Here is a 23,631-nt window from a genome sequence, read left to right as displayed (position 1 = left end):
CTCAGCCGGGCGGCCAGCCCATGGGCCGTCCGCCGAGGACGTGGCCGTGGACGTGGAAGACGCTCTGGCCGACCCCGGCGCCGGTGTTGAAGACGAAGCGGAACTGGCCGTCGCCGAGCTCGGCGGCGACGCCCGCGGCGGTCGCGGTCAGCTCGGCGAGCACCTCCGGGGCGGCGGCGGCGAGCGCCGGGACGTCGCGGTGGTGGTCGACCGGCACCACCAGGACGTGCAGCGGGGCCTGCGGGTCGAGGTCGCGGAAGGCGACGACGCGCTCGGTGCGCGCCACCACGTCGGCCGGCACGTCGCCGGAGGCGATCCGGCAGAAGATGCAGTCGGGGTCCTGGGCCACCGGCCGACCGTACCGACCCGTGGACGACGACCGGGCCACCCGGTGAGGGCGGTCGGCGCGTTCGGGCCCGGGCGCGGCACCCGGCGGGGTAGGAACGGGGCATGGCAGACGAGCCCCGGCCCCAGCACGCGCTCCGCACGCCCGCCCGGGCGGCAGCCCGCCTGACCGTCGGCGCGGCCGCGCCGGTCGCCGCCCTCGTGGTCCTGCTCCTGTCCGGGTGCGGAGGCCCCCAGCCGGCCACGGACCCGGTCAGCGCCGGCACCAGCAGCAGCGGGGCCAGCGCGGGCGCCTCGTCGTCGTCCTCCTCCGCCACCGCGAGCGCCAGCTCGACGGCGAGCGGGACCGCCGCCACCGCCCCCGGCCCCGCGGCCACCGGGACGGGGGCGTCGCAGTCCGTGGTCATCACCGCGCCCGTCGAGGGCGAGACCCTCCCGGCCGGACCGATGGGGGTCGTCGGCCAGGGGTCGGCCCCCGAGGGCACCCTGCTGTACCGGATCACGCAGGCCGACGGCACGGTGCTGTCGGACGGCTACGCGGACGCCGGCGCCAACGGCGAGGTCGGCGACTTCTCCATCCCGCAGACGGTGCAGGCGGGCACGTGCACGCCGTGCACCGCAGAGGTCTGGGTCCCGGACGAGTCCGCCGGCGAGGGCGGCGTCCCGTCCACCGCCGCGAAGGTCACCTTCACCGTCCGCTGAGGCCGGCTGCCGGTCCGTCCCCCCTCCCCCGCGGGTGACCGCGGTCACCTCCGGAGGTGACCGCGGTCAGCCGTCAACAGCGTCCGGCGGCTCAGCGGCCGGAGAAGCCGCGCTTGAGGCGGGAGAACACCCCGCCGGAGGCGGGTGAGAGCCGCCCCTCGGGGCGCTCCTCGCCGCGCAGCTTCGCCAGCTGGCGCAGCAGCTCGGCCTGCTCGTCGTCGAGGCCCTTGGGCACCTGCACGTCCACGTGGACGTGCAGGTCGCCGCGGCCGCCGGAGCGCAGGCGCGCCGCGCCCAGGCCGCGCAGGGTGACCACCTCGGCGGGCTGGGTGCCGGGGCGGACCTCCACCTCGCGCAGGCCGTCGAGGGTCTCCATCTCGAGCACCGTGCCGAGCGCCGCGGCGGTCATCGGGACCGGCAGGGTGGCGTGGAGGTCCTCGCCGCGGCGGGTGAACAGGTCGTGCGGGCGCTGGACCACCTCCACGTAGAGGTCGCCGGCGGGGCCGCCTCCGGGGCCCACCTCGCCCTGGCCGGACAGCTGGATGCGCGTGCCGGTGTCGACGCCGGCGGGCACGCGGATGGTCAGCGTGCGGCGGCGGCGCACGCGGCCGTCACCGGCGCACTCGTTGCAGGGGTCGGGGATGGTGGTGCCGTAGCCGCCGCAGGCGGGGCACGGGGAGGTGGTGAGCACCTGTCCCAGCAGCGACCGGGCGGCGCGCTGCACCTGCCCCTGGCCGTGGCAGACGTCGCAGGTGCGGACCTGGGTGCCCGGCTGGGCGCAGTTGCCGCCGCAGGTCGGGCAGACCACGGCGGTGTCGACCGTGATCTCGCGCTCGGCGCCGAAGACGGCCTCGGCGAGGTCCACCTCCAGGCGGATCAGCGCGTCCTGGCCCGGCTGCGCGCGGGGCACCGGGCCGCGGGAGGCGCCGCCCCCTCCTCCGAAGAAGGTGCCGAACAGGTCGCCCAGGTCGAAGGCCTGCGCGCCGCCCGGGAAGCCGCCGCCGCCGAACCCGCCGCCGGAGCTGCCGGTCGCGTCGTAGACGCGGCGCTTGTCGGGGTTGCTCAGCACCTCGTAGGCGGCCGAGACCTCCTTGAAGCGCTCCCCGGCGTCGGGGTTGACGTCGGGGTGCAGCTGGCGCGCCAGCTTGCGGTAGGCCTTCTTGACGTCCTCGGTGCTCGCGTCGCGCGGCACGCCCAGGGCGGCGTAGTGGTCGGTCGGCACGGGTCAGACGCTCCTGGGGAGTGGGCAGGTGGGTCGGTGCAGCAGGGCGGGCGCGGCAGGCGTGACGGGGCGGGTCACCGCGCCAGGACCTTGCTGAGGTAGCGGGCCACGGCGCGGACCGCGGCGATCGAGGTGGGGTAGTCCATGCGCGTCGGACCCAGGATGCCCAGGCGGGCCACCACCTCGCCGCCCGAGCCGTAGCCGGAGGCGACGACGGCGGCGTCGGACAGGCCGCTGTGCACGATCTCCCGGCCGATGCGCACCGAGACGCCGCTGGCCGGGTCGTCCGCCATCTCCGCGAGCAGGCGCAGCACCACCACCTGCTCCTCGATGGCCTCGAGGACGGGGGCGACGGACGCGGAGAACCCGCCCGCGCTGCGCACGAGGTTGGCGGTGCCGGCCAGCACCATCCGCTCCTCGCGGGTGGCGTCCAGCGCGGAGCGGAGCGCAGCGACCACGGCGACCGCCGCGGCGGCGTCCTCCGGGCGGGCCGCCGAGACGGTGGAGACCACGCCGTCGAGCGCCGTCACGGCCTCGTCGGAGCGGCGGCTGGCGGTGGCGGCGTTGAGGCGCCCCCGCAGCTCGGTGACGAGGTCGGCGGCCACCTCGGGGGCCTCCGGGGGCACCTCCACCGAGCGCTGCTCCACGCGGCCGCTGTCGGTGATGAGCACCAGCACGAGGCGCCGCGGGGCCAGCTGCACCAGCTCCACGTGCCGCACCCGGGCGCGGGCCAGGGACGGGTACTGGATGACGGCGACCTGGTGCGTCAGCTGCGCGAGCGCCCGGACCGTGCGCTCGAGCACGTCGTCGAGGTCGACCGGCTGGCCGCCCTCGCCGAGCAGCCTGTCGATGGCGCGCCGCTCCGCCGGGGACAGCGGGCGGACGGCCGGCAGCCCGTCGACGAAGGCGCGGTAGCCCTTGTCGGTGGGGACCCGCCCGGCGCTGGTGTGGGGCTGGGCGATGAGCCCCTCCTCCTCCAGCGCGGCCATGTCGTTGCGGATGGTGGCCGGGGAGACGCCGAGGGCGTGCCGCTCCACCAGCGCCTTCGAGCCGACGGGCTCCTGGGTGGCCACGTAGTCCTCGACGATGGCCCGCAGGACGGCGAGGCGCCGGGGCTCGGTCACGGTGCGTCCCTCCCTGCTGTCGACGACGCTCTGGTCCGGGCGCTGCGGGGGCCGGCACGGCCTCTGGCACTCAGCAGCGCGGAGTGCCAATCCTACGCCGTCCGGCCGGAGCCGCAGGTAGCGTCGATCGGGTGCCGACTCCCCCGACACCCCCGCGGCGGCCCTCCTCCGCACCGCGGTCCGCGCCGCCGGCGCCGTCGTCCTCCTCCGGGCTGTACGGCGGCTGGGGCGCCCGCGAGCCGCTGCGCCGCGGCGACACCGTCACCGACCCCACCACCGGCCGCCGCCGCGCCCGCACCGCCAGCCGCGAGGTGCCCGCGGCCGTCGGTCTGGTCGTGGAGGACGTCGAGACCGGCTGGAGCGGCGCCGTGGTGCGCGTGGAGAAGGCCGGCGGCGTGCACGTGGTGGTCCTGGAGGACTGGAAGGGCCGCACCCGCAGCTTCCCCCTCGGCCCCGGGTTCCTCGAGGAGGGCCAGCCGGTCAGGCTGGTGCCGCCGGTGGCCCCGCCGCCGGCCGCGCGCACCGCGTCGGGAGCCGCGCCGCTGCGGCCGGGCCGCACCGCCAGCGGCTCCTTCGCCGTGGAGGGCGCCCGCGCCCGCGTGGCCCGCGGGTCCCGCATCTGGGTGGAGGGCAAGCACGACGCCGAGCTCGTGGAGAAGGTCTGGGGCGACGACCTGCGCGTCGAGGGCGTGGTGGTCGAGGGCCTGCAGGGCGTGGACCACCTCGCGGCGGCCGTGGCGGAGTTCCGACCCGGTCCCGGCCGGCGCGTCGGGGTGCTCGTCGACCACCTGGTGACCGGGTCGAAGGAGACCCGGCTGGTGGCCGACGCGCTGCGCGCAGCGCCGGGCGCCGCCGACCACGTGCTGGTGGTGGGCCACCCCTACGTGGACGTGTGGCAGGCGGTGCGCCCGGCGCGGCTCGGGCTGGACGCGTGGCCCGTGGTGCCGCGCGGGCGCCCGTGGAAGGAGGGCGTGCTCGAGGCCCTGGGCTGGCCGCGGGACACGCCCGCCGACGTCGCCCGCGGGTGGCAGCGGGTGCTGGGGACCGTGCGGACCATCGCCGACCTGGAGCCGACGCTGTCCGGGCGGGTGGAGGAGCTCATCGACTTCGTCACCGGGGACCAGCTCGACCGCTGACGTCCTCTCGGCCCTCTGCCGGGGACGACGACGAGGACCGCCGTCCAGGCGTGTGGCGCTGGTGCCGCGCCCGCGTTTCCGAGACGCTGGGGGCGGGACCGCGGACAGCCCCGGGCCCTGAGGAGGAGAAGTGTCCGAGCAGCACGGCCGGCCGTCCGACCAGCCCGACCAGCAGCCCGGAGGGGCCCAGCCGCCGCAGTACGGGCAGTACGGGGCCGGCTACGGCCAGCAGTCCTCGGGGGAGCAGCCCGGCCCCGGGCAGCAGGCGCCGTCGTACGGCCAGCAGCCCTCCTACGGCCAGCAGCCGTACGGGCAGCAGCCCCCCTACGGCCAGCAGCAGCCGTACGGGCAGCAGGGCTACCAGCAGGGCTACCAGCAGGGCTACCAGCAGGGCTACCAGCAGAGCTACGGCCAGCCCCGCGGCGAGATGTCGCCGCAGGACCAGCGCCTGTGGGCGTGCCTGGCGCACGTCTCCTCGATCGCGAGCTCGCTCATCGGGCTGACCTTCGTCGGCCCGCTGGTCATCTACCTGGTGCTCAAGGACCGCGGCCAGTTCGTCCGGAGCCAGTCCGCCGAGGCCCTCGACTTCCAGATCCTCGTGAACGTCGTCGCCCTCGCGCTCGGCGTCGTCACGCTGATCACCTTCGGCCTGGGGGCGCTGCTCTACCTGCCCCTCGGCGTCGTCGCCCTGGTCTTCGTGATCATCGCCGCGGTCAAGGCCAACCAGGGCGTCGACTACCGGTACCCGGTCAACTGGCGGCTCGTGAGGTGACGCCGGTGGCGTCGTCCTGCCCCTCCCACCCCAGGAGGGCGCGGACGACGGCGTCGGCCAGCAGGCGCCCCCGCAGCGTCAGCCGCAGCCGCGGCTGGTCGGTGTCGGGGGCGCCGCTGCGTGCGGCGTCGGCTGCGGGGGGTTCCAGCAGGCCGTCGGCCACGAGGCGCGACACCTGCGCGAGCCCGGCGCCCGGCACGAGCGAGGTCGGCAGCCCCTCGGCCAGGCGGACGCCGAGGAGCACGGCCTCGACGGCACGCGCGTCGTCGTCGAGGACCTCCCGGCCGACCGCGGGGCTGGTCCCGGCCGCGAGCCGGCGGGCCCACGCCGCGGGGTGCTTGGCGTTCCACCAGCGCACGCCGCCGACGTGGCTGTGCGCGCCCGGGCCGGCGCCCCACCAGTCCTGGCCGCGCCAGTAGGCGACGTTGTGGCGGCAGGCGTCGGCGGGGGTGCGCGCCCAGTTGCTCACCTCGTACCAGCTGTAGCCGGCGTCGCGCAGGACAGCGTCGGCCAGCTCGTACTGGGCGGCCTCGTCGTCGGGGTCGGGGGCGGGCAGCTCGCCGCGGCGCACGCGGGCGGCCATGGCCGTGCCGTCCTCCACCACGAGGGCGTAGGCGGAGAGGTGGTCGGGCTCGCAGGCGAGCGCGGCGTCGAGGCTGGCGCGCCAGTCGTCGAGGGACTCCCCCGGCGCGCCGTAGATGAGGTCGAGGCTGACGGCCAGGCCCGCCTCGCGCGCCCAGCGGACGGCCTGCGGGACCCGGGCCGGGTCGTGGGTGCGCTCGAGGACGGCGAGGACGTGCGGCACCGCCGACTGCATGCCGAAGCTGACGCGCGTGTAGCCGGCCGCTGCCAGCTCGGCGAGCGAGGCGGGCGTGACGGAGTCGGGGTTGGCCTCGGTCGTCACCTCGGCGCCGGCGGCCAGCCCGAGGTGCTCGCGCACGGCGTCCAGGCCGCGGGCGAGGTCGGCGGCGGGCAGCAGCGTGGGCGTGCCGCCGCCGACGAAGACGGTGGAGACCTCGCGGCGGGGCAGGCCCGAGGCGTCCAGCACGCGGGCCGCGAGCGCCACCTCCTCCACCAGCGCGCCGGCGTAGCCGGCCTGGGACGCGCCGGGCAGCTCGGGCGGGCCGAGCTCGGCGGCGGTGTAGGTGTTGAAGTCGCAGTAGCCGCAGCGCACCCGGCAGAACGGCACGTGCAGGTAGACGCCGAGGTCACGGGCAGCCGCACCGGCGGCGGCGGAGGCGGGGAGCAGCCCGTCGGGCGGGGCGGGGTCGCCGTCGGGCAGGGCGGGGCTCATCGCCGTCCATCGTCGCACCCGCCCGGACCAGCTCCTCCCGTCGCACTCGGGCGCCCCAGTGCTGCTCCGGAGCCCCCGGTGTCGCACTCGGGTGCCTGAGTGCGCGCGGCGGGCGGGTGCTGGGATGGGGGCGTGGGTGCAGCAGCTGCGGGCGCGAGGCGGCCCCTGCCTGCCGTGCGGCTCGAGGTCCTGTCCGAGGCCAGCGACCCGCGGCTGCTCGCCTCCGTGCTCGCCCTCAAGCCCGGGCACGGGCAGGACCGCTACTGCCTGCCGGCGTCGATGACGTACCCGCCGGCCAGCGCCGACCCGCTGCGGGTGCCGTTCGCCGTGATGGCCGCGCTCGACGGCCCCGAGGGAGCCAGCGGGGGTGAGCGGGTGGTCGGGTTCGGCACGCTCGACCGGCACGGGCAGCTCGAGCACCTCCTCGACGAGCCCGCGCGCGGTCTGCTGCTGCGCGCCTTCTACGTCGGACGTCCCCACCAGGGCCGCGGCTACGGCACGGCGGCTGCGCGCCGCGCGAGGGCGCTGGCCCACGCGCTGGAGCCGGAGGCGCAGCTGCTGGTGCTGTGCGTGCACGAGTCGAACACCGCCGCGCGGACGGCGTACGCCCGGGCGGGCTTCGCCGACAGCGGCGCGCGGTGGATGGCGCAGGCCGCCGACCCGCAGGTGGTCATGGTGGCGGCGCTGCAGCCCCGCTGAGCCTCAGCGGCGGGCGACCGCCTCCACCACCTCGCGCATGTCGGGTGCCAGGTCCACGCCGCCGTCGACGGCGCACGCGAGCAGCGTCCGCGCGTCGACGGGGTCGGCGTGCACCAGCCACCGCCCGACCCCCACGCCGTGTCCCGGCCGCGACAGGACCTCCACGGGGTCCCCGGCGCTGACCGTCCCCGGCCGCAGCACCCGCAGGTAGGCGCCCGGTGCGCCGGACCGGGTGAAGCGCCTCACCCAGCGCTCCTCCCCCATCCGCCGGGCGAAGGTCGCGCACGGCGTGCGGGGCATCGTGACCTCCACCTCGAGGGCGTCGTCACCGGTGCCGATGCGCCAGCGCTCCCCGACCTCCGCGCCGTCCACGTCGACGCCGGCCGTGCGCAGGTTCTCCCCGAACAGCCCCGGCGGGACCTCGCGCTCCAGCTCGGCCACCCACCGGTCGGCGGCCTCCTGCGCGTACGCGTACAGCGCCTTGTCGCGGCCGCCGTGGTCGTACCGGTCCGCCTGGACGTCGCCGTAGGCACCGAGCGCCCGCACCCTCACCGGCCCCTCGACGGGTCGCTTGTCGATGGCCGTGGTGCCGACCGTCCCGGCGTCGGGCAGCAGCTGGTGGACGCGGCAGACGGCGATCAGGGTTCCCACGGCGCCCGATCATGCCGGGGCGACGGCTCCCGGGGCACGCCCCGTCGGGACCGAGCAGGATGGCGGCGTGGTGGTGCGCCTCGTCGTGGTCGGGCCCGACGACGACGCGCTGCTCGCCGCGGCGCTGCAGCTGCGGACCGGCGAGGAGCAGCAGCGCTTCGCCAAGGCTCCCGCGGAGTCCTTCCCGCTCGCCCTCGCCGACCCCGCGCGCACGCCGTTCGTCGTCCTCAGCGGCGAGGACGACGACGACGGCGGGGTGGTCGGCGCCGGCGTCCTGCACGCCGGCGCGGCAGCCTCCGACCAGGACCCCGAGCTGGCCGAGCTGCTCGCGGCCTCCGGCGAGGACCCGGCCACCGCGGTGCTGCTGCGCTCCTTCGTCGTCGGCGCCGACCACCAGGGCCGGGGCCACGGCACCGCGGCCGCCCGCGCGGCGGTGGCGCTCGCACCGGTGGTCGCGCCGGCGGCGCGCGTCGTCGTCCTGACGGTCAACGAGCGGAACGCCCCGGGCCTGCGGGCCTACGGGCGAGCGGGGTTCGCCGACGTCGGGCGGTACCTCGGGGGCGACGCCGGACCGCAGCGCGCGATGACGGCCCGCTGCGGTCCGGCCACCCGCTGACTCACTTCTTGGCGGCGGCGTCCTTGCCGGTGGGCGCGTCGGTGGAGAGCGCGGCGATGAACGCCTCCTGGGGGACCTCCACGCGGCCGACCATCTTCATGCGCTTCTTGCCCTCCTTCTGCTTCTCCAGCAGCTTGCGCTTGCGGGTGATGTCACCGCCGTAGCACTTGGCGAGGACGTCCTTGCGGATGGCGCGCACGGTCTCGCGGGCGATGACCCGGGCGCCGATCGCGGCCTGCACGGGCACCTCGAACTGCTGGCGCGGGATGAGCTCGCGCAGCTTGCTCGCCATCATCACGCCGTAGGAGTAGGCCTTGTCCTTGTGGACGATGGCGCTGAAGGCGTCGACCTGCTCGCCCTGCAAGAGGATGTCGACCTTGACGAGGTCGGCGGCCTGGTCGCCGTCGACGTCGTAGTCGAAGGACGCGTAGCCGCGGGTGCGCGACTTCAGGGCGTCGAAGAAGTCGAAGACGATCTCCGCCATGGGCAGGCGGTAGCGCATCTCCACGCGGTCCTCGGAGAGGTAGTCCATGCCCTGCAGCTCGCCGCGGCGCTGCTGGCACAGCTCCATGACCGTGCCGATGTAGTCGGACGGCGTCAGCACGGTGGCCTTGACCACGGGCTCGCGGACCCCGGAGACCTTGCCCGCGGGGTACTCGCTGGGGTTGGTGACGGTGACCTCGCGGCCGTCGTCGAGGGTGACCTCGTAGACCACCGACGGCGCGGTGGAGATGAGGTCCAGCCCGAACTCCCGCTCCAGGCGGTCGCGGGTGATCTCCAGGTGCAGCAGCCCGAGGAAGCCGCAGCGGAACCCGAACCCGAGCGCCACCGACGTCTCCGGCTCGTACGCCAGGGCGGCGTCGTTGAGCTTGAGCTTGTCGAGCGCGTCGCGCAGCAGGGGGTAGTCGGACCCGTCGATGGGGAACAGGCCCGAGAACACCATGGGCTTGGGGTCCTCGTAGGCGCCCACCGGCTCGGCGGCCTGGCGGGCGGCGGAGGTGACGGTGTCACCGACGCGGCTCTGGCGCACGTCCTTCACGCCGGTGATGAGGTAGCCCACCTCGCCCACGCCGAGGCCCTCGGACGGGGTCGGCTCGGGGCTGGAGACGCCGATCTCGAGCAGGTCGTGCTGGGCGCGGGTCGACATCATGGCGATCCGCTCGCGGGGGCGCAGCACCCCGTCCACCACGCGCACGTAGGTGACCACGCCGCGGTAGGTGTCGTAGACGGAGTCGAAGATCATCGCGCGGGCCGGGGCGTCCGGGTCCCCCACGGGGGCGGGGACGACGTCGACGATCCTGTCGAGCAGCGCCTCCACGCCCACGCCGGTCTTGCCGGAGACCCGCAGGACGTCGGCGGGGTCGCCGCCCACGAGACCTGCCAGCTCCTCCGCGTAGCGCTCGGGCTGCGCAGCGGGCAGGTCGATCTTGTTGAGGACCGGGACGATGGCGAGGTCGTTCTCCATCGCCAGGTAGAGGTTGGCCAGGGTCTGGGCCTCGATCCCCTGGGCGGCGTCGACCAGCAGCACCGCGCCCTCGCAGGCGGCCAGGGAGCGGGACACCTCGTAGGTGAAGTCCACGTGGCCCGGGGTGTCGATCATGTTGAGCGCGTGGGCCTGCCCCTCGAGCGCGCCCGTGCGGGGCGCCCACGGCATGCGCACGGCCTGGCTCTTGATGGTGATGCCGCGCTCGCGCTCGATGTCCATGCGGTCGAGGTACTGGGCGCGCATCGCGCGGTCGTCGACGATGCCGGTGATCTGCAGCATGCGGTCGGCCAGGGTCGACTTGCCGTGGTCGATGTGGGCGATGATGCAGAAGTTGCGGAGGCGCTCCGGCGCCGTGGACGCGGGCTGGATGCCCGCCAGCCCGGCGGACGACGACGTGGGGGACGCTGGCACCGGCCCATGCTCCCATGCAGTGGAGCCCCGCCGGGCTCGACGCCCGGCGCCCGGGCCGCCGGCGCGCGGCAGCAGCCGGGGGTGCGGGGACGCCACCGGGACGAAACACCCGTACGGTGACCAACCACCCGAACGCCCAGCCGGTCCATCCGTCGACGAGCCGGCGCACAGCACCCCGGGAGGCTCCCGTGACACGTCCTGCCCGCCGTCCTCCGCGCCGGTCGCCGCGCGCCGCCGCGTCCGTCCTCGCCGCCGCGCTGGTCCTGCCCGCGGGGGCGCTGTCCGCCTCCGCCGCCGACCTCGACCCGACCGCCCCGCCCGCCGCCGACGTCGAGGCCGCCGGTCCCCCCGGCGCCGGGGCGGCCGACGCGGCGGGCGGCCCCACGGCGTCCGAGCCCGCGAAGACCGGCGCCGCCGCGCCCGCGCGCGCCGGGGAGCTGCTCGCCGCGGCGCAGGCCGCGGGCCTGGTGGTCTCGGACGTCGACCTCGACCCGCTGACCGTCCCCGAGCTGCAGCACCGCATCGAGGCCGGTGACCTCACCGCCGAGGGCCTCACGGCGGCCTACCTGCAGCGCATCCGCGACGTCGACCCGGAGGTCGGTGCCGTCCTCGCCCTCGACCCGACGGCGCTGGAGCAGGCCAGGGCCAGCGACGCCCACCGCGCGGCGCACGGCGCGCGCGGCCCGCTCGAGGGCGTCCCGGTGCTCCTCAAGGACAACATCGGCTCCGCGGGGCTCCCGACGACGGCGGGCTCGCGCGCGCTGGCCGGCAACCTCGCCCCGGACGCCTCGCTGGTCGCGCAGCTGCGCGCGGCGGGCGCCGTGGTGATCGGCAAGGCGAACCTGTCGGAGTGGGCCAACTTCCGCTCGACGTCGTCCACCAGCGGGTGGAGCGGCGTCGGCGGGCAGACCCGCAACCCGTACGCGCTCGACCGGGACCCGTGCGGCTCCTCCTCGGGCTCGGGAGCCGGGGTGGCGGCCTCGCTGGCGCAGCTGGCCATCGGCACCGAGACGGACGGGTCGATCGTCTGCCCGGCCGCCACCAACGGCGTGGTGGGCGTCAAGCCGACCCTGGGCATGGTCAGCCGCACCGGGGTGGTGCCGCTCTCGCTCGAGCAGGACACCGCAGGCCCGCTGGCGCGGCACGCCGTCGACGCAGCGCTGGCCATGGAGGCCCTGGACAGCACGGACGCTGCCGACCCCGCCACCCTGGAGCGCCCCGCCGACGTCGACACCTCCTTCGGCCGCGTGGCGGAGGGCAACGGCCCGTCGCTGGCGGGTGCCCGGTTCGGCTACTGGACCCTCACGGCGGAGCAGTCCGCCGCCGTCGACGACCGCACCGAGGCCGTCTACGCCTCCGCCGTGGCCGCGATGCAGGCGGCGGGCGCCGTGCTCGTGCCGGTGCAGCTGCCCGACCAGGACGCCGTCGGCGCCGGCGAGGGCCTGGCGCTGGGGCCAGAGTTCGAGCGCGACGTCAACGCCTACCTCGGCGGGCTCGCCCCGGGGCTGCCGAAGACCCTCGACGACCTCATCGCGTTCAACGCCGCGGACCCCGTCGAGCTGTCGCTGTTCGGCCAGGAGACCTTCACCGACGCCGCCTCCGGGCCGGCCGCCGGCTCCCCCCAGATCGCCACGGCCCGTGCGGACGCGCGGCGGCTGGCGCGCGCCTCCATCGACACCACCCTCGCCCAGGGTCCGGGGGACGACGACGACCTCGCGGCGGTCGTCTCGCTGACGGGCACGCCGCCGGACCTGATCAGCTACCAGAACACCGACGGCGAGCCGCCGGCGTTCGTCTACGCCAGCTCGACCCCGGCCGCCGTCGCCGGGTACCCGGCGGTCACCGTGCCGGCGGGCTTCGCCGGCCCCGCCGACGTGCTGCCGGTGGGCATCACCTTCACGGGCGCGCAGTGGGACGACGTCGAGGTCCTCGGCTACGCCGCCGCCTTCGAGGCCGCCGTCGACGCCCGGAGGGCTCCGCGCCTGCTCCCCACCGCCGGCTGACCGCGCTCCGCCGTCGTCGTCCTCCTCGGTGCACCGGGGAGGACGACGACGGCGCCGGGACCGTCAGGCGAGGCGGGTGATGTCCACCTTCACGACCATCTCCGAGGGCGCGCTGCCCGCGTAGACGCCCTTGAGCGGCGGCACGTCGGAGTACTCACGGCCGCGGGTGACGATGACGTGCCGGTCGCCCGGGGGGACGTCGTTGGTGGGGTCCCAGCCGAACCACTCGCCGGTCCACCACTCCACCCAGGCGTGCGACTCGCCCGTCACCGTGGTGCCCACGGGCGCCGAGGGGTCGGGGTGCAGGTAGCCGGAGACGTACCGGGCGGGGATGCCCGCCGTGCGCAGCGCGCCGAGGGCGAGGTGGGCCATGTCCTGGCAGACGCCGGCGCGCTCGCCCCAGGCGTCGGCGGCGTGGGAGTGCACGCCCGTGGCCCCGGGCACGTAGCGGACCTCCCGGTGCAGCAGCGAGCAGACCTCGGCCGCGAGGTCGTCGGGGCTGGCGCCGGAGGCGGCCAGGGAGCGGACCCGCTCGCTCAGCTCGGCCGGCGGCGCGGTCGCCGGGGAGGTGGCGAGCAGCTCGACCATCTCGTCGGCGGCGCGAGGGTCGCGCAGCACGTCCCAGCCCCCGCCGGGAGCGGCCGTCCCAGGACGGTCCACCTCCACCGTGGAGGTGGCGGTGACGGCCAGCTCCGAGTGCGGCTCGTGCACCTCGAAGACGGTCACCTGGGACCCCCAGTAGTCGTGGTAGACGTGCTGCCAGGGGGCCGGGCGCACCTCAAGCCTCGTCCGCAGCGCCGTCTGCTCCGGCGTGGTCATCGGCGTGACCCGCACCTCGTTGTAGGAGCTGGTGACCGGCGCGCCGTACCGGTAGCCGGTGTGGTGCGCGATGCGCAGCCTCGCGCTCATGACGTCCCTCCCACCCAGGTCAGCGCCTCGGCGCTGGAGAAGTACCGACGGGCCACCGCGTCGGAGGCGGCGGAGCAGGTGCGCTGCACCCGCTCCATCTCGTCGGGTAGGTGCGCCAGGACGTCGGTGAGCGGGCGGTACTCCAGCTCCGCGCGCGCCCGTCCGAGGCGCCGCTGCGCCTCGTCGAAGACCCCGGCGCGCTGCCCGCTCGACTCGAGCTCGGCCAGGCACCGCTCGGCCTGCGCCAGGGCGTGGACGATCGAGCGCGGGAAGAGCCGGTCGAGGAGGAGGAACTCCGCGGCCTCGGTCTCGTCCTCCAGGCCCCGGTAGGTGCGCAGGAAGGTCTCGTGCGCACCGCACGCCCGCAGCAGCGACGGCCAGCGGCTCGCCGGGCCGCCCAGGCTGGCGGTGGAGGTGATGAGCCGGGCGGTCATGTCGGCGCGCTCGATGCTCCGCCCGAGCACGAGGAACAGCCAGCCGTCGTCCCGGCTCATGGTGGAGTCGGCGATGCCGGTCACGGTGGAGGTGCGGTCGCGCACCCACGCGAAGAACGTGTGGGGGCTGACCGCGCGCCAGCGCCCGGAGGGCACGGCGTTGTAGGCGGTGTTCAGCACCTCCCACATCTCGGTGGAGACCGTCTCGCGGGCGCGCCGGGCGTTCTCCCGCGCCCCGCCGATGGAGGCGACGATCGAGGCGGACGAGAACGGGTCGTACCCGAGCCTGTCGAGCACGGTGCGGCGGTCCGCCGCGGGCGCGCTCCCGTCCTCGGCGACCTCCATCGGCGCTCCCATCACCGCGAGGAGGTTGGCGCAGGCGGTGGGCTCGTCCAGCCAGGGGTCCTCCACGAGCAGCTGCAGCTGCACGTCGAGCAGGCGGGCGGTGTCCTCGGCGCGCTCCACGTAGCGGCCGATCCAGAACAGCGCCTCGGCGATGCGGCTCAGCACGACCGTCCCCCCTCCGTCCGCTCCACCAGGGCCTCGCGCGCCTGCTGCTGCTGCTGCTGCTGCTGGTCGCGGACGTCGGCCGCTCCGGCGACGCCCGGGCCGCGGTCCGGCGGAGCCCCGGGCAGCGTCGGGACGGTCGTCGAGCGGGAGCGGGAGGGGGCGGCCTCCTCGGGGCGGTCGTCGGCCAGCACCCAGGTGTCCTTGCTGCCGCCGCCCTGGGAGGAGTTGACCACCAGCTCGCCCTCGGGAAGCGCCACGCGGGTCAGGCCGCCGGGCAGCACCCAGACGTTCGAGCCGTCGTTGACGGCGAAGGGACGCAGGTCCACGTGGCGCGGTGCCACCCGGTCCCCCACCAGGGTCGGCACGGTGGACAGCCGCACCACCGGCTGGGCGATCCACCCGCGCGGGTCGGCGCTGACGCGGGCCCTCAGCCGGTCGAGCTCGGCAGGGCTGGCGGCCGGGCCGATGACGATGCCCTTGCCCCCGGAGCCGTCGACCGGCTTCACCACGAGCTCGGCGAGCCTGTCGAAGACCTCCTCGCGGGCCTCGGGCTCCTCCAGGCGCCACGTGGGGACGTTGGGGAGCTTCGGCTCCTCGTCGAGGTAGTAGCGGACCAGGTCGGGCACGTAGGTGTAGAGCAGCTTGTCGTCGGCGACGCCGTTGCCGATGCCGTTGGCGATGGTGACGTTGCCGGCGCGGGCGGCGTTGAGCAGCCCGGGGCAGCCGAGCATCGAGTCGGAGCGGAAGTGCACCGGGTCGAGGTACTCGTCGTCCACGCGCCGGTAGACCACGTGCACCGGCCGCAGGCCGCCGGTGGTGCGCATGTGCAGCCGGCCGCCGCGGCAGACGAGGTCGCGGCCCTCCACCAGCTCGATGCCCATGCTGCGGGCGAGCAGGGCGTGCTCGAAGTAGGCGCTGTTGTAGACCCCCGGGGTCAGGACGACGACGGTCGGGTCCTCGATGCCCACCGGCGCCGCGGCGCGCAGCGCGGCCAGCAGGCGCCGGGGGTAGGCGGACACCGGCCGGATCCGCTGGTCGCTGAACGCCTCGGGCATCGCCCCGGCCATGGCGGTGCGGTTGGTGAGCACGTAGCTGACGCCGGAGGGCACGCGGACGTTGTCCTCCAGGACCCGGAAGACGCCCTCGGCGTCGCGGACGAGGTCCACCCCCGCCACGTGCACCCGCACGCCGTTGGGCGGCTCGATCCCGGCGACCACGCGGTGGAAGTGCGAGGAGGAGGTGATGACGCCGCGGGGCACCACGCCGTCCTCCACAGCCCGCATCGGGCCGTAGGCGTCGGCGAGGAAGGCCTCCAGGGCCCGGACGCGCTGGGCGACCCCGGCCTCCACCACCGCCCACTCCTGCGCGCTGACCACGCGGGGGACGACGTCGAGGGGGAACGGGCGCTCCTCGCCGCCCACGGCGAAGGTGATGCCCTTGTCGGTGTAGGAGGTGGCCAGGGCGTCGGCGCGGCCGCGCAGGTCGCGCACCGCCGTGCTCGCCAGGGCGGCGTGGACGGGCGCGCTGGCCTCGCGCACCGCGCCGTCCGCGGTGAACATCTCGTCCCACGCACCGCTCGCCGTCGAGGCCGCTCCGTACCCGTCGAAGAGGCCCCCGGAGAGCTCGTCCACACCACCACCAGCGCTGCTGGCCGACGACCCCAGGTCCATGGTCGCGACCGTATCGAGGCGAGGGCTCCGCGGGCGCGCCGACCGCGAAGTCGGTGGTCGCGCCGCGGGGCGCGCCGCTCGCTGCGGCAGCGCCGTCGCAGGAGGCTTCCGGGCGCTGGTAACCTGGGTGGCTGCGCGCGCACCGCCCACCTGCGGACGGGGCCGCACGAAGGCTTCGGCGGTCGGGGCACCAGCTGCCACCGCCCGCCACCAGCACCGATCAGACACCCCAGACGCGACGGAGAGACCGGCCCGTGGCCAACATCAAGTCCCAGATCAAGCGCATCCGCACCAACGAGGCTGCGCGCCTGCGCAACAAGGCCGTGAAGTCCGAGCTGCGCACCGCGGTGCGCCACGTCCGCGAGGCCGTCGCCGCCGGTGACGCCGAGAAGGCCACCACCGCGCTGCGCGTGGCCGGCCGCAAGCTCGACAAGGCCGTCTCCAAGGGCGTCATCCACTCCAACCAGGCCGCCAACCGCAAGTCGGCCCTGGCGAAGGCCGTGTCCGCCGCCTCCTGAGGCAACGGCTCGACCAGCACCGCAGCACCCCGGAGGGCGGGGACGGACCAGGTCCGTCCCCGCCCTCCGTCGTCCCCGCCCGCGCGGTGCGCCCACCAGGCGCGCACTCGCGCACGCGAGTCCGCCTTCGACACTCCTCGCAGCAGCACTCGGGTGCGCGAGTCCGCCATCAGGGCCCCTCGAACCAGCACTCGGGTGCGCGAGTCCGCCATCAGGGCCCCTCGAAGCAGCACTCGGGTGCGCGAGTGCGGGACGGAAGCACGGCTGAGCGGGAGGCCGAGCCCCGGGTCGGGGGCGGGGTCGCGGGGGGGGGGCCGCGGGTGGTCGCGAGTCGGCTGGAGTCAGCCGGCGCGGGCGGCGGTGATGGCGATGACGGCCCGCTCCACCGCGTAGCGCGGGTCGCGGCCACCGCCCTTGACCGCCTCGTCCGCCTCGGCCAGCGCCGTGATGCCCGCGGCGATGCCGTCCGGGGTCCAGCCGCGCAGCGCGTCCCGGGTGGTGCGGACCTGCCAGGGCGCCATGCCCAGGCCCTTGGCCAGGGCGTCGGGAGAGCCGCGGCCGGCGGAGGCGACCTTCGCCATGCCCCGCAGCTTGAGGGCGAGCGCGGCGACGAGGGGCACCGGGTCGAGCCCGGAGTCGAGGGCCTGCCGCAGCAGCCGCAGCGCCTCGGCGCGCTGGCCCGCCACCGCGGCGTCGGCCACCTTGAAGCCCGTCACCTCGGCGCGCCCGCCGTAGTAGCGCTCCACGTCGTCAGCGGTGAGGCGCGCCGACCGGCCGCCCTGCCCGGCGCCGCGGGGCACGTCCACCGCCAGCTGCGAGCACGCCGCCGCCAGCGAGCGCAGGTCCGAGCCGATGGCCAGCAGCAGGGCGTCGAGGGCGTCGTCGTCGATGGTGCGCCCGTGCGAGCGCAGCTCGGTCTGGGCGAAGGCGCGCTGCTCGGCCGGGGTCTTCACCGCCGGGCACTCGACGAGCACCGCGCCCGGCACCTCCCGGGCCGCCTTGAGCAGCGCGCCAGCGCGGGCGCCGCCGGCGTGGCGCAGCACCAGGACGACGTCGTCGGGGAGGGTGCCCAGGGCGGCGCCCACGTCCGTGACGAGCGCGTCAGCGGCGGACTCCAGCCCCGACACCACCACCAGCCGGGCCTCCTCGAACAGCGAGGGGCTGGTCCACTGCGACAGCTCCCCCGAGCGGTAGACCGAGGCGTCGACGGTCACCACCTCCAGGTCCGGGGAGCGCTCGCGGCAGGCGTCGCGCACCCGCTCGACGGCGCGCTCGGCGAGCAGCTGCTCGGGCCCGGTGACCAGCACGACGGGTCCCGGCTCCGCCTGGTGCCAGGGCAGCGCGTGCGCCCCGCCCTGGCCGCGGGCCCCGGTCGTGCGGGCGCGGGCGGAGGGACGGGCTGCTGGCACGGCCACACCCTGCCACGCCCCTGGGACGGTGATCACGCACGCCGCCGCGCGCTCGTTCCTCCCGCGCGTCCCCGGGCCCGCACCGCCGCCCGGGCCAGCTGCTCCACGGCGGTGAGCACCGCAGCGGACACCACGGCGAGAGCCGCCGCGGGTCCGGGTCCCTGCGGCCACGCGAGGACGGCGACGGGCGAGGCGGCCCCGGCCCGCGCCACCTGCGCGACCCACTGGGCCGCCAGCCCACCGCCGCGGGCCGCGAGCTCGGCCACCGCGCTCCCCACCGGCCCCAGGGGCTCCAGCAGGGCGGCGAGCAGCCCGAGCAGCGTGGCCGGTGCCACCGCAGGTCCGGCCAGGGCGTTGGCGGGGACCGCCAGCAGCGGCACGCCGGGCGCGAGCAGCAGCACCACCGGGGCGCACACCACCTGGGCCGCGAGCGGTACGGCCACGGTCGCGGCCGTCGCGGTGACCAGCGCGTCGCGCACGGGCGCCGGGCGGCGCCCCGGGACCCTCCCCCGCAGCAGCGGGCGCGCCAGCGCTGCCGCCCACGCCGGGGCGAGGAGCAGGAGCGCACCGGTGGCCAGCACCGACAGGGCGAAGCCGGCCTGGCGCGCCAGCCAGGGGTCGGCCACCACGAGCACCACCACGGCCAGGCACAGGGCCGGCAGGCCGCCACCGCCGCGCGCCAGGAGGCTGCCGAGCAGCACCACCAGCCCCATGGCGGCAGCCCTCAGCACGCTGGGCTCCCCACCGGCCAGTGCGGCGTAGGCGAGCAGGGCGAGCCCGGCGAGCACGAAGCGGACCCGCCGGCGGACCCCGACGGCCGTCAGCAGCACGAGCGCCCCTCCCGCCACGAGCGCCGTGTTGCCCCCGGAGACCGACGTCAGGTGCGTCAGGCCCGTGCTGCGCATGGCCGCCGACAGGTCCTCCGGGACGGCGGTGGTGTCACCCACCACGAGGCCCGGCAGCAGGCCGCGGGCATCGGCGGGCAGCGGTGCGCAGACGTCCACCAGCCCCGCGCGCAGCCGCTGTCCGGCGGCCGCGAGCAGTCCGGTCGCCGGCCGGGCCAGCGGCGCGCGGACCGCGAGCAGGACGGCGGCGGCCGGGTCGGCGCGGTCCGTCGGCTGCAGGCGCCCGACGGCGTGCACGCGGTCGCCGCGCCGCACGGCGTCCCAGCCCGCTCCCCCGACCACGAGCACCTCGGCGTGCGCCGCCGACGTGCTGCCGCGGCCGCTGACCGAGCGCGCGTCGAGCCGGACCACCCAGCGGGGGCTGGCCGACGCCCAGGAGCGGACGGGGTCGGCCCTGACGCGCACGGCGTCCGAGGTGGCCACGCCGTCCACGGCCGCGGTGGCCTGCTGGGCCGCGAGCGGCTGCAGGAGGCCGGAGGACCGCTCCACCTGCCCGGCCCCCACCGACACCGCGACCCCCGCGACCAGGACCGCCGCCAGGGCCGCACCGCCGGCGCGGCGTCGCACCGCGCACCCGGCGGCCGCCGCGACGGCGGCCAGGGCCACCGCTGCCAGCACGCCGACCGGGAGGACGAGCGCGACCGCGGCCCACGCCCAGGCGACCGCGGCGGCGGGGACGAGGCGCGCGTCCAGCGGCCGGGCACCGGCCGGCCCGTCCGCGCCCTGCGCCGGGTCGTGGGCCGCGGGCAGCAGCAGGCGCAGCGCGGGGTGCCTGTCCACCGGCGTCACACGACCAGCAGCGGGGTCAGCCGGCCCAGGGCCGCCGGTCCGAAGCCGGGCACCTCGCCGAGCTCCTCCACGGACGTGAAGCGCCCGTGCTCGTCGCGCCAGTCGAGGATCCGCTGGGCGAGCACCGGACCGACTCCCGGCAGGGCGTCGAGCTCGGCGAGGGTGGCGCTGTTGAGGTCCACCGGCCCGGTGGCAGCCGCCGCCCCGCCGCCCGCGGCAGCGCCGCCCGCGGTGGAGGTGGAGCGCGCCGCCGGGGGAGCCGGCGGAGCGCTCGGCAGCTGCTCCCCCGGTGCGGGGACCACCAGCTGCTCGCCGTCCACGAGCGGCCTGGCCAGGTTCACGCGCCGCAGGTCCGCGCCCGGGCGCGCCCCTCCGGCCGCGCGGACCGCGTCGTCGGCGCGCGACCCGGCCGGCAGGCGGACGAGGCCGGGCACCTCCACCTGGCCGACCACGTCGACCACCACCTCCCCGGTCCCCGAGGTGGAGGGGCCGGGGAGCGGGCTCTCGCTCGCCGACGAGGACGACGCGAGCGCCGCCGGCGTGCGCGCCGGCACCGCCACACCGGGCGTCGGCGTGGGCACCGAGGCCCCGCCCGGAGCGGCGGCCGACAGCACCAGCAGCACCACCACCGCGGCCACGACCAGCAGGGCCCCCACCGCCGCCGGCGGTGCCAGGGACCAGCGGGCCTCCCGCAGCCGCTCCGCCAGCGAGGGCCGCCACAGCTGCTCGGTCTCGCGAGCGTCCCGGCGCGCGGCTGAGCGAAGGGACGCCCGGTCGCGCAGGACGGGACCGGGGCCCGGCGCAGCGGCGCTGCGCGCGGGGAGGCCGCCGTCGGCGTCCTCCTGCCAGCCCGAGCCGGGCGCCCCCTCCAGCACCCCACCAGGCTGCCCCGCGCCCCCACCGGCGGGGCGGCCGTCACCGGGCCCTGTGGACGCAGCCCCACGGGCGGGGCCCGCCGCCCGCCCTGTGGGCGGACGACGGGCCCCGTGCGGCGGCGGTCGTCAGCGCGGGGTCAGGCGGGCACCACGTTGACGAGCTTCGGCGCGCGCACGATGACCGTGCGCACCCCGCGGCCGTCCAGCGCCCGCTGCAGCGCCGGGGACGCCAGCGCCTGCTCGCGCAGGGCGTCCTCGGTGATGTCGGCCGGCACCTCGAGGCGGTCGCGCACCTTGCCCTGCACCTGCACCACGCACGTCACCGTCTGCTGCACGAGCAGCGCCGGGTCGGCCTGGGGGAAGGTCTCGAAGGCCAGCGAGCCCTCGTGACCCAGCCGCGACCACAGCTCCTCGGCGATGTGCGGCGCCAGCGGCGCCACCATGAGCACCACCGCCTCCGCGGCCTCGCGCGGGACGGAGGACAGCTTGGTCAGCTCGTTGTTCAGCTCGATGAGCTTGGAGACGGCGGTGTTGAAGCGCAGGCCCTCGTAGTCCGCGGCGACGCCCGCCGCGGTGCGGTGCACCAGCGCGCGGGTGGCGGGGTCCGCGGGGGTGTCCACCACCGTCAGCCCACCGGTCGCCTCGTCGACGACGTTGCGCCACAGCCGCTGCAGGAACCGCTGCGAGCCCACCACCGCGCGGGTCTCCCAGGGTCGGGAGTCGTCCAGCGGGCCCATCGACATCTCGTACACGCGGAAGGTGTCGGCGCCGTACGCCTCGTACATGTCGTCGGGCGTGACGACGTTCTTCAGCGACTTGCCCATCTTCCCGTACTCGCGGGTCACGGGCTCGTCGTGCCAGGTGAACTCGCGCGCCCCGGTGGCGGACGTCGTCTCCACGACCTCGGCGGCGGGCACGTAGCTGCCGCGGACGTCGGTGAACGCGTCGGCCTGGATGTAGCCCTGGTTGAACAGGCGGCGGAAGGGCTCCTCGGAGGAGACGTGGCCCAGGTCGAAGAGCACCTTGTGCCAGAACCGGGCGTACAGCAGGTGCAGCACGGCGTGCTCCACGCCGCCGACGTACAGGTCCACCCCGCCGGTGTCGCGGGTGCCGGGGACCCCCGCGGCACGGTCGGCGCGCGGCCCCATCCAGTACGCCTCGACCTCCGGGTCGACCAGGGCTTGCGAGTTCTGCGGGTCCAGGTAGCGCAGCTCGTACCAGCACGAGCCCGCCCAGTTGGGCATGGTGTTGGTCTCGCGGCGGTACTGCTTCGGCCCGTCGCCCAGGTCCAGGGTGACGTCGACCCACTCGGGCACGCGCGACAGCGGCGGGGAGGGCTCGCTGGTGACGTCGTCCGGCTCGAAGGTGCGCGGGGAGTAGTCGGGCACGTCGGGCAGCAGCACGGGCAGCTGGTCGGCGGGGACGGCGACGGGCAGGCCGTGCTCGTCGTAGACCACCGGGAACGGCTCGCCCCAGTAGCGCTGGCGGCTGAACAGCCAGTCGCGCAGGCGGTAGGTGGTGACGGGGCGGCCTGCGCCGGTGCGCTCGAGGTGCGCGGTGATGCGCTCCTTGGCCTCGGCGACCTCGAGGCCGTCCAGGTCGACGTCGTCGTTGGAGGAGTTGATCGCCGGGCCGGCGCCGGTGTACGCGCCGCCCTCGAAGCCCTCCGGCGGCTGGACCGTGCGGACGACCGGCAGCTCGAAGCGCTCGGCGAAGGCGAAGTCGCGCTCGTCCTGCCCGGGGACCGCCATGATCGCTCCGGTGCCGTAGCCGGCCAGCACGTAGTCCGCGGTGAAGACGGGCACGGCCGTGCCGGTGACGGGGTTGACCGCGTGCAGGCCGGTGAAGACGCCGGTCTTGGTGCGGCCCTCGTCGGTGCGCTCGGCCTCGGTGCGGGCGGCGGCCTGCGTCCGGTAGGCCTCCACGGCCTGCGCCGGGGTGGCCGCGCCACCGGTCCAGCTCTCGGGCGTGCTGGCGGGCCAGGCGGCGGGCAGGTCGTCCAGGGCGGCGTGCTCGGGCGCGACCACCATGAAGGTGACGCCGAACAGCGTGTCCGGGCGCGTGGTGAAGACCTCCAGCCGACCGCCCTCGACGCCGTCGCCGGCCAGGGCGAAGCTGACCTGCGCTCCGGTGGACCTGCCGATCCAGTGCCGCTGCATCGCCTTGACCGCCTCGGGCCAGTCCAGGCGGTCCAGGTCGTCGACGAGGCGGTCGGCGTAGGCGGTGATCCGCATCATCCACTGCCGCAGCGGGCGCTTCACCACGGGGAAGTTGCCGCGCTCGCTGCGCCCGTCGGCGGTGACCTCCTCGTTGGCCAGCACCGTGCCCAGGCCGGGGCACCAGTTCACCGGCGCCTCGGAGACGTACGCCAGGCGCTGGTCGTCCACCAGTCGCCGGCGGGCGACGTCGTCGAGGTCGGCCCAGGACGAGCCGTCCTCGGGCTGGCGTCGGCCGGACTCGTACGCCTCGCGCAGCTCGCTGATCGGGCGGGCCGCGCCGCGGCCGCCGTCGGGGCGGACGGCGTGCGGGTCGTACCAGCTCTCGAAGACCTCGCGGAAGATCCACTGGGTCCAGCGGTAGTAGTCCGGGTCGATGGTGGAGACGGAGCGGCGCGCGTCGTGGGCCAGGCCCAGGCGGCGCAGCTGGCGGCGCATCGTGGCGATGTTCGCCTCGGTGGTGACCCGCGGGTGCTGGCCGGTCTGCACGGCGTACTGCTCGGCGGGCAGGCCGAACGCGTCGTAGCCCAGCGTGTGCAGCACGTTGCGGCCGCTCATGCGCTGGTAGCGGGCCCACACGTCGGTGGCGATGTAGCCCAGCGGGTGCCCGACGTGCAGCCCAGCGCCCGAGGGGTACGGGAACATGTCCATGACGAACAGCGGCTCGCGGCCGGCCACCGCCTCGGCGTCACCCCAGGGGCCGCTGGGGTTGGGCGCCTCGAAGGTGCCCTCGTCGGCCCAGCGCTGCTGCCACGCGAGCTCCAGCTCCGCCGCGAGCTGAGCGGTGTACCGCTGGGGCGGTGCGTCGCTGTGCGCGGGTGCCGGCTGGTCCGTGGTGGTCACGCTGGGAGCTCCTCTCGGTGCCCGGGCGGTCGTCCCGGGCGGCCCCACCAGGGTAGTCGCGGGACGCACCCCCTTTCCGGCGTCCCGGCGCC

20 protein-coding genes are annotated in these 23,631 nt (G+C 76.5%); 7 read left to right on the top strand and 13 right to left on the bottom strand.

The annotated features are described in order from the left end of the window. Window position 1: 1 nt before the first annotated feature. Window positions 2–349: an HIT domain-containing protein gene (locus tag FHN55_RS09895; protein WP_139712121.1), complete on the bottom strand. Its 348-nt coding sequence runs from the start codon at window positions 347–349 to the stop codon at window positions 2–4. A gap of 101 nt (window positions 350–450) precedes the next feature. On the opposite strand from FHN55_RS09895, the gene FHN55_RS09890 reads away from it, so the two are divergent. Beyond that, a complete protein-coding gene (locus tag FHN55_RS09890) occupies window positions 451–1,047 on the top strand; it encodes a Gmad2 immunoglobulin-like domain-containing protein (RefSeq protein ID WP_139712120.1) in 597 nt (198 codons plus the stop codon). Window positions 1,048–1,138: 91 nt separating this feature from the next. On the opposite strand, the gene dnaJ is transcribed toward FHN55_RS09890, so the two are convergent. Next, window positions 1,139–2,269: a molecular chaperone DnaJ gene (dnaJ, locus tag FHN55_RS09885; protein WP_139712119.1), complete on the bottom strand. Its 1,131-nt coding sequence runs from the start codon at window positions 2,267–2,269 to the stop codon at window positions 1,139–1,141. A 74-nt stretch (window positions 2,270–2,343) separates the two neighbouring features. Beyond that, window positions 2,344–3,393: a heat-inducible transcriptional repressor HrcA gene (gene hrcA / locus FHN55_RS09880; protein ID WP_139712118.1), complete on the bottom strand. Its 1,050-nt coding sequence runs from the start codon at window positions 3,391–3,393 to the stop codon at window positions 2,344–2,346. A 311-nt stretch (window positions 3,394–3,704) separates the two neighbouring features. Between hrcA and FHN55_RS09875 the strand changes: the two genes are divergently transcribed. Together FHN55_RS09875 and FHN55_RS09870 are read left to right on the top strand one after the other, a co-directional pair. Then, a complete protein-coding gene (locus FHN55_RS09875; RefSeq protein WP_257570853.1) occupies window positions 3,705–4,529 on the top strand; it encodes a DUF3097 domain-containing protein in 825 nt (274 codons plus the stop codon). A 130-nt stretch (window positions 4,530–4,659) separates the two neighbouring features. Continuing rightward, window positions 4,660–5,301, top strand: coding sequence for a DUF4870 domain-containing protein (locus FHN55_RS09870; protein WP_139712117.1), 642 nt, complete (start codon window positions 4,660–4,662; stop codon window positions 5,299–5,301). Here the strand turns inward: FHN55_RS09870 and hemW are convergent. Next, window positions 5,279–6,595, bottom strand: a complete 1,317-nt coding sequence (gene hemW / locus FHN55_RS09865) for a radical SAM family heme chaperone HemW (protein ID WP_139712116.1) — start codon at window positions 6,593–6,595, stop codon at window positions 5,279–5,281. The genes FHN55_RS09870 and hemW overlap by 23 nt on opposite strands. Before the next feature lie 132 nt (window positions 6,596–6,727). Here hemW and FHN55_RS24125 point away from each other — a divergent pair, with 132 nt between their 5' ends. Then, window positions 6,728–7,294, top strand: a complete 567-nt coding sequence (locus tag FHN55_RS24125; protein WP_139712115.1) for a GNAT family N-acetyltransferase — start codon at window positions 6,728–6,730, stop codon at window positions 7,292–7,294. A 3-nt stretch (window positions 7,295–7,297) separates the two neighbouring features. Here the strand turns inward: FHN55_RS24125 and FHN55_RS09855 are convergent, their stop codons facing one another. Further along, the gene (locus FHN55_RS09855; RefSeq protein ID WP_139712114.1) at window positions 7,298–7,945 is read right to left on the bottom strand and encodes an MOSC domain-containing protein; all 648 of its coding nucleotides are present in this window, start codon (window positions 7,943–7,945) and stop codon (window positions 7,298–7,300) included. A 67-nt stretch (window positions 7,946–8,012) separates the two neighbouring features. Between FHN55_RS09855 and FHN55_RS09850 the strand changes: the two genes are divergently transcribed. After that, the gene (locus FHN55_RS09850) at window positions 8,013–8,561 is read left to right on the top strand and encodes a GNAT family N-acetyltransferase (protein WP_180357739.1); all 549 of its coding nucleotides are present in this window, start codon (window positions 8,013–8,015) and stop codon (window positions 8,559–8,561) included. A 1-nt stretch (window position 8,562) separates the two neighbouring features. Here the strand turns inward: FHN55_RS09850 and lepA are convergent, their stop codons facing one another. Then, complete coding sequence (lepA, locus tag FHN55_RS09845; RefSeq protein WP_373995717.1) at window positions 8,563–10,458, bottom strand: translation elongation factor 4; 1,896 nt, start codon at window positions 10,456–10,458, stop codon at window positions 8,563–8,565. 188 nt (window positions 10,459–10,646) lie between these two features. Here lepA and FHN55_RS09835 point away from each other — a divergent pair, with 188 nt between their 5' ends. Continuing rightward, window positions 10,647–12,461, top strand: coding sequence for an amidase family protein (locus FHN55_RS09835; protein WP_257570839.1), 1,815 nt, complete (start codon window positions 10,647–10,649; stop codon window positions 12,459–12,461). Window positions 12,462–12,524: 63 nt separating this feature from the next. Here FHN55_RS09835 and FHN55_RS09830 read toward each other — a convergent pair whose 3' ends face one another. Genes FHN55_RS09830 through FHN55_RS09820 form a run of 3 tightly spaced genes read right to left on the bottom strand, consistent with a single transcriptional unit; the run spans window position 12,525 to window position 15,873 of the window. Continuing rightward, window positions 12,525–13,370 (bottom strand): transglutaminase family protein, encoded by an 846-nt coding sequence (locus tag FHN55_RS09830; protein WP_139712112.1) that lies wholly within the window; start codon window positions 13,368–13,370, stop codon window positions 12,525–12,527. Further along, window positions 13,367–14,314, bottom strand: a complete 948-nt coding sequence (locus FHN55_RS09825) for an alpha-E domain-containing protein (protein WP_139712111.1) — start codon at window positions 14,312–14,314, stop codon at window positions 13,367–13,369. The genes FHN55_RS09830 and FHN55_RS09825 overlap by 4 nt, the downstream gene beginning before the upstream one ends. Next, entirely contained in the window at window positions 14,308–15,873 is a 1,566-nt protein-coding gene (locus tag FHN55_RS09820; protein WP_139712196.1) for a circularly permuted type 2 ATP-grasp protein, read from the bottom strand. The genes FHN55_RS09825 and FHN55_RS09820 overlap by 7 nt, the downstream gene beginning before the upstream one ends. A 365-nt stretch (window positions 15,874–16,238) precedes the next feature. Between FHN55_RS09820 and rpsT the strand changes: the two genes are divergently transcribed. Next, complete coding sequence (rpsT, locus tag FHN55_RS09815; protein WP_139712110.1) at window positions 16,239–16,502, top strand: 30S ribosomal protein S20; 264 nt, start codon at window positions 16,239–16,241, stop codon at window positions 16,500–16,502. A gap of 341 nt (window positions 16,503–16,843) precedes the next feature. On the opposite strand, the gene holA is transcribed toward rpsT, so the two are convergent. The 4 genes from holA to leuS all read right to left on the bottom strand — a co-directional run bounded on the left by holA (window position 16,844) and on the right by leuS (window position 23,539). Next, window positions 16,844–17,911 carry a DNA polymerase III subunit delta gene (gene holA, locus FHN55_RS09810; RefSeq protein ID WP_139712109.1) on the bottom strand — a complete coding sequence of 356 codons (1,068 nt, stop codon included), beginning with the start codon at window positions 17,909–17,911 and terminating at the stop codon, window positions 16,844–16,846. 32 nt (window positions 17,912–17,943) lie between these two features. Further along, window positions 17,944–19,596: a ComEC/Rec2 family competence protein gene (locus FHN55_RS09805; protein ID WP_180357737.1), complete on the bottom strand. Its 1,653-nt coding sequence runs from the start codon at window positions 19,594–19,596 to the stop codon at window positions 17,944–17,946. Window positions 19,597–19,601: 5 nt separating this feature from the next. After that, window positions 19,602–20,480, bottom strand: a complete 879-nt coding sequence (locus tag FHN55_RS22625; protein ID WP_257570838.1) for a helix-hairpin-helix domain-containing protein — start codon at window positions 20,478–20,480, stop codon at window positions 19,602–19,604. Window positions 20,481–20,617: 137 nt separating this feature from the next. Continuing rightward, complete coding sequence (gene leuS / locus FHN55_RS09800; protein ID WP_218974516.1) at window positions 20,618–23,539, bottom strand: leucine--tRNA ligase; 2,922 nt, start codon at window positions 23,537–23,539, stop codon at window positions 20,618–20,620. Window positions 23,540–23,631: the final 92 nt, after the last annotated feature.

It is taken from the genome of Streptomyces sp. NP160 (assembly GCF_006335115.1).
Classification (GTDB): domain Bacteria; phylum Actinomycetota; class Actinomycetes; order Actinomycetales; family Quadrisphaeraceae; genus Quadrisphaera.
Note: the sequence above shows the minus strand (reverse complement) of the source record. Positions and strands in the feature narration are given on the sequence as shown.